Genomic DNA, 12,211 nt, shown 5'->3' with positions numbered 1-12,211 from the left:
CAGTCAACAATCAACAGTCAACAAAATTTAAAATGAGTGATTTACAAAAACAGGCATTTTTTCAGCAGTTACTCCTAAAAAAAGGCATTAAAACTGCACCCACACAAATTATTCCTCGCCGCACAGTAACTAGCCCTTGCCCTCTTTCTTTTGCTCAACAGCGTTTGTGGTTTCTGTATCAATTAGAACCAGATAGTGCATTTTATAATACCCCAGTTGCTCTGCACTTAAGCGGTGAACTTGACTTAATTGCTCTCGAACGCAGTATCAACGAAATTATCCGCCGTCATGAAGTCCTCCGCACAACTTTTGTCACCGTTCAGGGACAACCAATGCAAGTGATTGCATCGTCTCTGACTTTGCCTTTGGTTGTCGTAGATTTGCAAGCTGTACCAGAACAGCAAGCCAAGGCTTGGGAATTGGCTACCGAAGAAGCGCAAAAACCTTTCGATTTGGCTACTGGGCCATTGTTGAGAACAACTGTGCTGCGGTTGAGTGAAACAGAAAATGTGCTGTTATTTACAATTCACCACATTGTTTCTGACGGATGGACTATTGGCATCCTCATCCGTGAAGTTGCCGCACTTTACGAAGCGTTTAGCCAAGGTTTACCCTCTCCCCTACCTGAGTTACCGATTCAGTATGCTGATTTTGCGATTTGGCAACGTCAATGGCTGCAAGGAGAGGTATTAGAATCACAGGTTTCCTATTGGCAAAAACAAATCGGCAATGATCCTCCCATATTACAGCTACCTACCGATTATCCCCGGCCAGCAGTCGAAACTTTTCAAGGCGCAACGCAATCTTTCACCGTCCCGCCAGAAATCACTGCAAAGCTAAAAATACTCAGTCGCCAAGCAGATGCCACGCTGTTTATGACGCTGTTGGCAGCATTCAAAACTCTACTACACCGATACACTTCTGCCAATGATATTTTAGTTGGGTCGCCGATCGCCAATCGTCATTACACAGAAATAGAAGGACTCATTGGCTTTTTTGTCAATACTTTAGTTTTGCGGACTAATTTGGCTAGCAATCCCACGTTTCTCGAACTGCTACGACAAGTCAGAGAATGTACTTTAGGAGCATACACTCACCAAGACTTACCCTTTGAGTATTTAGTAGATTCACTACAAATCGAGCGAGATTTGAGCTATAACCCCATATTTCAGGTACTATTTGCACTGCAAAATGCCCCGAAAAAACAATTACATCTGTCGGGTTTGACGGTAAATTATCTCAACGCCGATAACAAAACAGCTAAGTTCGATTTGCTACTTTCAATGGAAGAAGGGGAATCAGGATTAACAGGGTCTTTAGAGTACAACACGAATTTATTTGAGGCGGCAACTATTACCAGAATGGTTGAGCATTTTTTGACTTTGCTGGCAGGTATCGTTGCTAACCCCCAACAGCATATATCAAATTTACCGTTACTGACACAGGAACAACAGCAGCAATTATTAGTTGAGTGGAATCCTCCAGCTAACTATCCCACCGATGAATGTATTCATCAACTGTTTGAAGCGCAAGTCGAAAGAACACCGGATGCGATCGCACTTGTCTATGAAGACCAACAATTAACCTATCAAGAATTGAATATCAAAGCCAATCAAATCGCTCATTATTTGCGTGGTTTGGGTGTTGATGCAGAAGTATTGGTGGGATTGTGTGTTGAGCGATCGCTAGATATGATTGTCGCCATGTTAGGCATTCTCAAAGCTGGCGGTGCTTATGTGCCTCTAGATCCTAATTATCCCCAGCATCGCTTGGCTTATATTTTGGAAGATTCACAAGTAAAGGTGCTACTGACTCAAAAGCATTTAGTTGATGCTGTCAGTCAGGATAATTGCACAGTTATTTGCTTAGATGCTGACTGGGAAAAAATTAGTCAAAACAGCAAGAAAAATTCCCAAAGCCTCGTTAATAGTCAAAATTTAGCTTATCTAATTTATACTTCTGGTTCTACTGGTAAACCAAAGGGTGTAGCCATAGAACATCGTAGTGCAGTAACTCTTTTATATTGGGCAGAAACAGTTTTTACTGCTACAGAACTGAGTGGCGTATTAGCTGCGACTTCTATTTGCTTTGACTTGTCAATTTTCGAGATTTTTGTCCCCTTGAGTTGGGGGGGTAAAGTGATTCTGGCAGAAAATCCCTTGTATCTGCCGACATTACCAGCCGCCAATCAAGTCAAACTGATCAACACTGTACCAAGTGCGATCGCTGAATTATTGCGAATTGATGGTATCCCTCCTACTGTCTGCACAATCAATCTTGCCGGTGAACCCCTACCAAATACGTTAGTACAAAAGCTTTATCAATTGCCCCATATCCGCCAAGTTTACAATCTCTACGGCCCCTCAGAAGATACTACCTATTCTACTTTTGCTTTAATTCCTCCAGGTGCAGACAGAATACCGCCGATTGGTCGTGCTATTGCTCATACACAAACATATATATTAGATAACTATCTGCAACCAGTACCTATAGGAGTACCGGGAGAACTTTATCTTGGTGGTGCTGGTTTAGCTAGGGGCTATTTGCATAGGCCAGAACTAACAGCAGAAAAGTTTATTCCCAATCTTTATGCAAAATCAGGAGAACGTCTTTATAAAACTGGGGATTTGGCGCGTTATTTGCCCAATGGTGAAATTGAATATTTGGGACGCATCGATAATCAAGTGAAAGTGCGGGGATTCCGTATTGAATTAGGGGAAATTGAAGAAACACTGCGATCGCATCCTGGAGTGATGACAACGGCGGTGATTGTGCGTGAAGATATCCCAGCAGATAAGCGACTAGTTGCTTATTTAGTACCCGATCCTCAATACCAAGGTACTGATGCAGCCTTAGATGAGGAACGCATAGATAACTGGCGATCGCTTTACGAAGAAACCTATAGTCAAACGACTGTTTCTGAGGATTCCACCTTTAATATTATTGGTTGGAACAGCAGTTATACAGGCTTACCCGTACCAGAGTCAGAAATGCGTGAATGGGTAGAACATACCATTGAGCGAATTTCGGCACTGCAACCCCGACGTGTACTAGAAATTGGCTGTGGCACTGGATTACTTTTATTTAAAATCGCGCCCCACTGTGAAGAATATTGGGGTACGGATTTCTCAGCAACAGCTTTAGAATATATTGAACAGCAATTACATCAGCATAATTTACCGCAAGTAAAGTTACTGCATCAACAAGCTGATGACTTTCAAAACATTCCGCCAGAGTCCTTTGATTTAATTGTCATCAACTCCGTCATCCAATATTTTCCTCATATCGACTATCTGCTATCGGTATTGTCAGCAGCAGTAAAAGCTGTCAGTCCTGGTGGTAAGATTTTTATTGGTGATGTCCGTAACTTGGCGTTATTAAAAGCTTTTCACCTATCGGTGCAGTTACATCAAGCGGATGCTTCCCTAGAAATTGGACAATTATGGCAGCGAGTACAAAAACGCCTAGCTCAAGAAGAAGAATTAGCGATCGCACCAGCATTCTTTACGGCTTTACAACAGTACTTACCCCAAATTACTCATGTACAAATTCAGCCAAAACGCGGTAATTACCATAACGAACTCACTAAGTTCCGCTATGATGTGGTGCTGCATATAGTTCATGAAACCACACAATCAGCCACAGCGCCCATTAAATCATGGCTAGACTGGCAAAAACAAAAATTAAACCTGACTGCTGTTGGGAAGTTACTCCAGTCACGCCAGTCGGAATTATTGGCTATATGTCGGATTCCCAATGCGCGGTTAGCAAAGGAAATTCAAAGTTTAGCATTACTAGCAAAAGATAGTACCCCAGCAACAGTTGGGGAATTACAAACACTACTCAGTCCAACTATCGCAGAATACGGGGTTGAGCCAGAAGATTTGTATAACTTAGGTCGCAGTTACGGTTATAACGTAGAGTTAAGTTGGCTTAATAGCCAGTCCGATGGTAGCTATGATGCGATTTTCCGCACTACAACCACACCACAACTAGGAGAATTTCTAGCGCGACATCTAGTATCGACTCGTCAACCTTGGCATACTTACGCTAACAATCCGTTAGAAGGTAAATTATCTCGTCAACTAATTCCCCAGTTACGCGACTATTTGCACCAAAAGCTACCAGAGTACATGATACCTTCGGCTTTTGTGATTTTAGAAGAACTCCCGCTAACAGCCAATGGCAAGGTAGATAGACGCTCTTTACCAACACCAGAGTTACCGCGATCAGATTTTCATACTGTCTACGTCGCACCTCAAACACCCTTAGAACAGCAACTTGCGTCAATTTGGACAGAAATTCTGGGAGTTGAGCCGATAGGAATTCACGATGACTTTTTTGAAATAGGCGGAAATTCTCTATTAATTGCTCAATTAGTAATACAAGTCCGAGAACATTTTTATGTAGATTTGCCTTTACGCACTTTGTTTGAATCTCCAACAATAGCAGATTTAGCCGAGAATATTGAAAATGCTCAACAAACAGGATCGTTTATAGTTCAGGCAAGCACAATCATAGATTTAAAAGCAGAAGCTGTTCTCGATGAAGACATCAATACCAAGGGACTTTGCTATGAGTATATCAATGAGCCAAGTCATATTTTCTTAACTGGAGCTACTGGATTTTTAGGAGCATTTTTACTTGATGAATTGCTGCAACAAACATCAGCCAATATTTATTGCTTGGTGCGGGCTGACAATACTCAAGTAGGTTGGCAAAAAATTAAGACTTGTTTAGAGTCTTATTTAATTTGGGATGAATCATTTAGATCTCGAATTACTCCTGTAGTGGGTGATTTATCTCAATCACTTTTAGGACTTTCTACTTCAGAGTTTCAAATATTAGCTAGTAAAATAGATGTCATTTATCATAATGGAGCTTGGGTTCACCATACTTCACCTTATGCCAAATTAAAAACAGCCAATGTTTTAGGAACAAAAGAAATTTTACGCTTAGCTAGTCAAGTTAAAGTTAAGCCAGTACATTTTGTTTCTACAAGTGGTATTGTTGAGTCAGATGGTGACAATTTAATTATTTATGAAGACGACAGTATTGATAATATTGTCGTCCCAGCTAACGGCTACGCTCAGAGTAAATGGGTAGCAGAAAAACTAGTTAAAATTGCCGGCGATCGCGGCATTCCTACCTGCATTTATCGCCCTGGTAGAATCTCAGGTCATAGCCAAACAGGTGTTTTTAATCGCAATGATTTTTTGTACAAACTCATCATTGGTTGCATCGAATTAGGAAGTGCGCCAGAAAGTGATATGACTCTTAATCTAATTCCTGTAGATTTTATGAGTCAGGCATTAGTTTATTTATCTAAGCAGGAAAAATCACTTGGTAAAACCTTTCACTTATTCCATCCTCAACCACTAAAATATGATGTCTTAATTAAATCGATTCGGACGATGGGATTTCCTCTACAACTAATATCTTATAAGCAATGGCAAACAAAATTGCGAGAAATAGCTGGAAATTCTCCTGGACATACTTTATCTCCCTTACTATCATTTTTCACAGCAGATAAAGTTGATGATTCAGAATCAAATCACAATCAATTAACATTTGATTATCAAAATACTTTTAATGGACTAATAGACAGTAAAATTATCTGTCCATTAATTGATGAAACTGTATTACATACCTACCTTTCTTATCTACGTAAAAAATTGGATCTCCGACTTTTCAAAGAAGTTAAAAATCTGAACCCCGCCAAAAGCTTCCAATTATCAAACAATATCTATGAATGAACAACTGAATTATTTACAAAACTTTGCTGAGAGCTATATCCAAAAGACAAAGACATCAAAACAAATTGCCCAAAATTATCGCTCTGTCTTCGCAGATCCCAGAGTCGTAAATAACTTTAATCCCACATTTAAAGAGATGTGCTACCCCATTGTTGGTCAGCGTGCTTTGGGGTCAAAAATTTGGGATATTGATGGTAACGAATATATAGACTTGATGATGGGTTTTGGTATCAATCTTTTTGGTCATAATCCCTCATTTATTCAAGTAGCATTGCAAGAACAACTAGAAAAAGGATTTCCTATTGGGCCACAAGCCGAATTTGCTGGTGAAGTTGCCCAGTTGATTTGTGAACTAACAGGAATGGAGCGAGTAGCTATTAGCAACACCGGTACAGAAGCTGTCATGACAGCAATCCGGATTGCGAGGGCTGCAACCAAACGACAAAAAATAGTCATCTTCTCTGGTTCTTATCATGGTCATTTTGATGGCACTCTTGTAGACGCAAAAACAGCAGCTAACTTCCAAGCTTTACCTAGTGCATCTGGTGTTTTACCAAATTTTGTAGCAGATGTATTAGTTCTGGAATACGGCAACTTTCAATCTCTAGAAATTATCAAAACTCATCAACATGAATTAGCAGCCATTTTAGTTGAACCTGTACAAAGCAGTCGTCCCAACTTACAACCCAAAGAGTTTTTACAAGCACTCAGACAAGTAACTCAAGCAGCCGACATAGCCCTTATTTTTGATGAAATGGTGACAGGTTTTCGGATTCATCCAGGGGGAGCGCAAGCTTGGTTTGATGTCAAAGCAGATATTGCTACCTATGGCAAAATTGTTGGCGGTGGAATACCTATTGGAATTATTGCTGGTTCAGCAATTTACATGGATAAAATTGATGGCGGTATGTGGAATTATGGCGATGATTCTTACCCCTCAGTAGAGACAACTTTTTTTGCTGGTACTCACTGCAAACATCCACTATCTTTAGCGGCAGCGCGAGCTGTATTGCAATATTTAAAAGAGCAAGGTGTTGTCCTTCAAGAACAACTAAATCAACGTACATCGCTATTTATTCAACACCTCAATGCTTACTTTGCTGCGGAAGATTTACCAATTCAAATGGCTAACTTTGGCTCACTGTTTGCACCTGCATCTATCGGAGGTACAGCCACATCAAATGCGTCAGAAAGTTCTATGGGTGTAGACTTGTTAACTTATCACTTGCTACATAAAGGCATCTTACTGCGAGGCGGAGGAAATTTCTTATCTACGGCGCATACTGATGATGATATTCAGAGAATTTTAGCAGCTATTAAAGAAAGTGTCACAGATTTACAAGCAGCAAAAATATTACCAATTCCCTCACAAAAATTAACCAAAGTATAGCAAATGAATACAAACAAAGAAACAACTTATATGTATGCACCACATCCTTATGTAAATGACGAAGCATTTGCCAGAATATATAACAAAGCATGGGATCAAGAATATTGCGATCGCCTGCCTGCTGTAGACAAGTTATTATTACCTCATCTTCCCCAAAAAGCGCATCTTATCAATCTTTGTTGTAGCACCGGACAAACAGTACAAAAATTGATTAATAAGGGTTATCAAGTTACAGGGATTGATGAATTTCAAGCGATGTTAAATATCGCTCATCAGAATGCACCAAACGCTAAATTAATTTGTGATGATATCCGTACTTTTGCATTACCATCTATCTATGACGGTGCATATTGTGTTACTCACGGTCTTGACTATATAATGACCATTGAAGAATTAACTAATGTTTTTAAAAGAGTATATCAAGCTCTCTTACCTGATGGTTTGTTTCTGACATTTATGCGTTTAACAGGACATTCTGAAGTTCATTATAATCAGAATGGTGCAATTATTGATGGAGACATTCGTCAAGAATATGCTTGGGGAATTACATCTCATTATCATTCAGCAACCAAAATATCAGAGCTACAATGTACCAGTTTTGAAATGATAGAAGGTGCTTGGCAACGCTCAGATTTTATTTGGCTATTAAAGAGCTATTCAAGACGAGAAATCGAAGCTATTTTCAATAATATTGGGTTTAAAATAGTTGGTGTTTATGATGAAGAAGGTAATTTGGTAGAACCAGAATATAACCGCCTCGTTTATTTTCTTTGTCGTAAATAAATACATTGAAAATTACCAATTATTTCGTAATCAAAAAAACACAATCAAGAGGATAAAAAAATGAACAAAGACGCTCAAGAAAATAACACAATCTACAAAGTTGTGATCAACCATGAAGAACAATATTCCCTCTGGCCTGCTGATCAAATAAACCCTCTCGGTTGGCAAGATGCAGGTAAAAGTGGCTTAAAACAAGAGTGTCTAGATTACATTAAACAAGTGTGGACTGATATGAGACCACTCAGCCTGCGTCAGCTGATGGAAAAATCAGCTGACGCAGGCTGAGTATATTTTTGGAAATAAATTTCTATCCGGCGTTCCTGAATCCTACTTGATGACAAAGTTAGATGGGTCTTGATCTCGTCGATGCTGAGTGGGAATAGGGGCTGGCTGCCCATCACCCGCAAGGGCCGCGGTTTTCTCCAGGGATTCCCTCAATCGCTTGGCTGCGTAGATGGACATGTCTCGTGGTACATTAATGCGATCGCGCAAATATCGTAGAGCGACATCAGATCCCGATGGAGGTACACAGTCTTCACCGGTCATCATGTGTGTTAAAGCACAGCGTAGGGCTTGATCAAACAATTTATCATTTAAGGGATTGACTCGGATAATATTAATGCGGTGTTCAATAGTTCGTTGAAGAGCTTCCATGCGAGAATTTTCGGGTTCTGGATAAGCAACATCTGGTAGCCCGAACCAGGGGCCATTATCCACCCGCGCTTTATTGATAAGCATCTGGGGTTCGCCATTTTCCCAACAGCCCCCCATCTGGGGCGGCAAATCATGTGCGTGAGTGTGAAAGTCGCTCTGGGTACCGCAGTAGGTAGGTCGGCTTTCCATTGCCGCAAACCATAAGTTCAAACGAGGGTTTTCCTCCCGCAGAGAGTAGCCCTTGTAGTAGTAAAGACTCGCATTCATCCGTTCGAGATATGGTGTAAAAATAACATCGACGATGCCGAAGCTATCTAGAAAGTAAGGGCTTGGGGTGCTACCCAGAGCCTCTTCGACCTTAGCCACCACTGCGATAAATTGTTCTCGGTTGCGTTGTTCTTGTTGAGAAGAACCTGCTCTAGAACACAGCCAAACGCACCAGGCTCTAAATAAAAGTCGTTCTAATCGACGTAGAGGAAGCACCCTGCGGTCTTCCATCCCTTGGCTCAATGGAGCAAAAACTTTTTCCAAAGCGATCAAAATATCATCGCTTTCCTTAATAATCCGTCCATCTAGCTCGATCGCAGGGAGCATTCCTGATGGTACTTTACGTTTGTACCAACTTTCTTTTTCTCCATAGCAGAACATTGTCACTTTTTCGATGCGGTAGGGAATCTGTTTTTCCTCTAGCCATAACCAAACTTTTTGACAGTAAGGACACCAGGCGTGGTTATCGCGGTACAGCGTTACCCGCACATCAGATTCGGGTTTCCCAAATAAGCGCAACCTGGCTCTAGCGTTAGTGAGACCATTAACGGTATCTATTTGATAGTCCGTGAGGGTTTCTAGTTCTTGCCAGCTTAAGGGTGCGGTAGTCATAGGATGAGTTGCGTAGAGCAATACTTAGGACTTTTCTTGACTCTACAATATTTTCAATCACATCAAGGCTTAATGTAACTGTTAGTTGAAACAGCAATTGATCTCATATCTCATCCGCAGGGGAGTGTGAGATCAATTGCGGGTGAGTTGATGACAGTCCTGTGACCGAACCAATCGCGTAAGCGAAATTAGGAAAGAGGACATTGAGGAAACGAGCAAATCTTTGTGCTATGAAACCAGAATCAAGTACGGATGGTAAAGCCATAGGTGGTGAAATAAGACTTGTCGAACTCACGTCAATATTATGCAACGCTCATGGTGCTAAAACTACAACTTTGTTTGCACACTTAGTAAAGGCGATCATCCTGTCTACTAAACCAAGGGATGATGGAAGTAGACTGTAAAGCTCGACTTGATAACTAACAAAAGTTACGTGAGTGATCACTCGAACATAATGATGAGCTACGCTTGTTTTGTAGTCATGATGCTATTGAATTTAAAAACTTTACAGACCAAAATTATTCACAATTGTAGGCAAATCTGTTGCCGGATTAAAACCCAGCCTGGGGATAAACTCGTTATAAATAATCTTTCACAATTAAATTTTAATCCATATAATCGGTTGACATTTGCGAATCATCATTGTTACCTGAGACTATGGGACGGCTACCATCTATTTCTACAGTATCTTGAACTTGAAAATTACTCTTAGCGATTGGACGTTGACCGTCTATGTCAAGAATGCCCTCGACCTCTAAATCATTAGGGTCAATTGGGCGTTTGCCGTCTATGTCTAACATATCATGCTCTTGAAAATCGCTCTTAACGATCGGGCGTTGACCATCTATATCCATTGTTTTGTCGCAATAATCTTCATCCTTTACAATTGGACGTTGACCATCTATATCAATTATTTCTGTAATTTGAATATTACTTGGATCAACTGGGCGCTGACCATCTATATTAATTGTTTTAGTTGTTTGTATCAATTCGTTAGATGATGATTCAGAATCAATATCAATTTTGGTAGCTATTATATGCTTATCCAAGTTATTTGTATTGTTATCAATTTTGTTTGCATTCTTCATGTTTTGTACTGTTATTTTATGACTATTTATCTACTAATAACATGGAGTGAAAAATTATTTATCTCTAATTTAATGGAAATGAAGTTTGGGTAAATCGCGAAAAAATCATGATTTTTTATAATTTTTACTTATATAAAGACTATAGCAATCATACTAAGAGAAAATTCAAAAACACTCTATCACAGTACCTAATATATCTCTGACTTAAGAGCGATTTGTGATCTTTCTAACAACACAGTTTTATAACTCTTACTCAGTTATGATTTAAGATTTTTAATTCTGTTTATTTTTCCCACACATTATCCCCTACGTCGTTTTAATATGTCCCCTTAATGAACACTCACACCTATAAAACTGTCTCTTGTCTCCTGACTCCTCTGCCCTAGGACTCTTCATTTGCTTGCTACCACAATCATTCGGCGGCTATCAAGCGCGAACGGTTCACCATCGTAACCATAGCCCTCTACTTGGTTAAACCCCGCTTGCAGGAGCCAATCGCGGATTTCGGGAAAGGTAAAATTGCGAATAAAGTATTGACCGCGCCGTACTTGTCCATCACGAATGATAATCCGTTCGGTATGGGTACGCTTGGTAAGCGCATCGTAGCGTGTACGTGCAAGCATATAATTTCCCTCACGCTCAGTAATTAACTCAGGCGTAAATTCTTGCAAGACGCGGCTAAAATTCTGAATATCAATAAGCAATTTGCCACCTGCTTTTAGAGCGCGATGCGCTTGGGTTAAAACCGATCTATTTTCATCGTCATCGAAGTAACCAAACGCTGTAAAGCAATTGATGATGCAGTTAAAGCGATCGCTAAAGGGTAAGGAACGCATATCGCCTTGGAGATACTCTACCTTAACACCGTTACTAGCCGCATCTTGTTTTGCTTGTTCTAAGAAGAAAGCTGTTGCATCAAGTCCAGTTACATCATAGCCACGAGCTGCTAGTTGATTAGCAATTCGTCCATGGCCACAAGCTAAGTGTAAAATACTCATCCCTGCTTGTAAATCTAACAATCGGCAAATGAGATCAACTTCGTGTTGAGTACGTTCTGGTGTCAACAAGGTTTCATAAAAGTAAAGATAGTCTTCCTCGAACACCCTGTTACCACCAAATGTATTTGCAGCCATTTTGAATCTGATTTATAAAGTAAATTTTCAACTAGACCCGCAATTCCGTGACTCCTTGCGGGTCTAACTGAACAATAAGCCTCTTGCACAAATATTTGACAACTTGAATGTATATCTTTATTACATTCAGTATAAATAAGTTGGCAAAATAGAACCAATCTATTTAAAAAATATTTAGTCCTCCAGACTTATTTAAAGACAAATTAAGTAGGTCGATGTCAATAATTATTGTTGGGATAAGGCAGGAGGCAGGGAGCAGGGGGAGAAAGAGTTTGAGCCTTATTTACTTTTATTCACATAGTTTGGTTTTATTTCACCGACTTACTTAACTGATTTTATATACCTGGAGAAAGAAAGGGTATTACTCCATTAGAAAGAAGCAATTTTAATTTTTACTTTTTAAAGTAAACCCAGGTAATAGGAAAAAATTACTGAGTTAAGCTTAGTCAAATTTATATCTTTTGTATGGTTTAACAATTTACCAAACAGAAAAAAGTCAAAAATTATAAGTAAAAAATCTTTGGTTCG

The 12,211-nt window shown here is 39.8% G+C and carries 6 protein-coding genes and 1 pseudogene; 4 read left to right on the top strand and 3 right to left on the bottom strand.

All coding sequences use genetic code 11. The features are described 5' to 3' along the window. Positions 1–32: 32 nt before the first annotated feature. The 4 genes and pseudogenes from I8751_RS18000 to I8751_RS17985 form a co-directional block, all read left to right on the top strand. A pseudogene (locus I8751_RS18000) lies at positions 33–5,756 on the top strand (non-ribosomal peptide synthetase); the annotation flags it as partial. Further along, positions 5,749–7,146, top strand: coding sequence for an aspartate aminotransferase family protein (locus I8751_RS17995; RefSeq protein WP_214440491.1), 1,398 nt, complete (start codon positions 5,749–5,751; stop codon positions 7,144–7,146). The pseudogene I8751_RS18000 and the gene I8751_RS17995, both read left to right, overlap by 8 nt. A gap of 3 nt (positions 7,147–7,149) precedes the next feature. Further along, complete coding sequence (locus I8751_RS17990; protein WP_214440490.1) at positions 7,150–7,929, top strand: class I SAM-dependent DNA methyltransferase; 780 nt, start codon at positions 7,150–7,152, stop codon at positions 7,927–7,929. A 60-nt stretch (positions 7,930–7,989) separates the two neighbouring features. After that, complete coding sequence (locus tag I8751_RS17985) at positions 7,990–8,214, top strand: MbtH family protein (protein ID WP_214440489.1); 225 nt, start codon at positions 7,990–7,992, stop codon at positions 8,212–8,214. Between the two features lie 42 nt (positions 8,215–8,256). Here the strand turns inward: I8751_RS17985 and I8751_RS17980 are convergent, their stop codons facing one another. The 3 genes from I8751_RS17980 to I8751_RS17970 form a co-directional block, all read right to left on the bottom strand. After that, positions 8,257–9,462: a glutathione S-transferase family protein gene (locus I8751_RS17980; RefSeq protein WP_214440488.1), complete on the bottom strand. Its 1,206-nt coding sequence runs from the start codon at positions 9,460–9,462 to the stop codon at positions 8,257–8,259. 605 nt (positions 9,463–10,067) lie between these two features. Beyond that, positions 10,068–10,550: a hypothetical protein gene (locus tag I8751_RS17975; protein WP_214440487.1), complete on the bottom strand. Its 483-nt coding sequence runs from the start codon at positions 10,548–10,550 to the stop codon at positions 10,068–10,070. A gap of 392 nt (positions 10,551–10,942) precedes the next feature. Then, the gene (locus I8751_RS17970; protein WP_214440486.1) at positions 10,943–11,683 is read right to left on the bottom strand and encodes a class I SAM-dependent methyltransferase; all 741 of its coding nucleotides are present in this window, start codon (positions 11,681–11,683) and stop codon (positions 10,943–10,945) included. Between the last annotated feature and the right edge of the window lie 528 nt (positions 11,684–12,211).

This window comes from Atlanticothrix silvestris CENA357, assembly GCF_016056295.1.
Lineage (GTDB): Bacteria > Cyanobacteriota > Cyanobacteriia > Cyanobacteriales > Nostocaceae > Atlanticothrix > Atlanticothrix silvestris.
The sequence above is the reverse complement of the archived record's forward strand: the minus strand, read 5'-3'. Positions and strand labels throughout refer to the sequence as shown.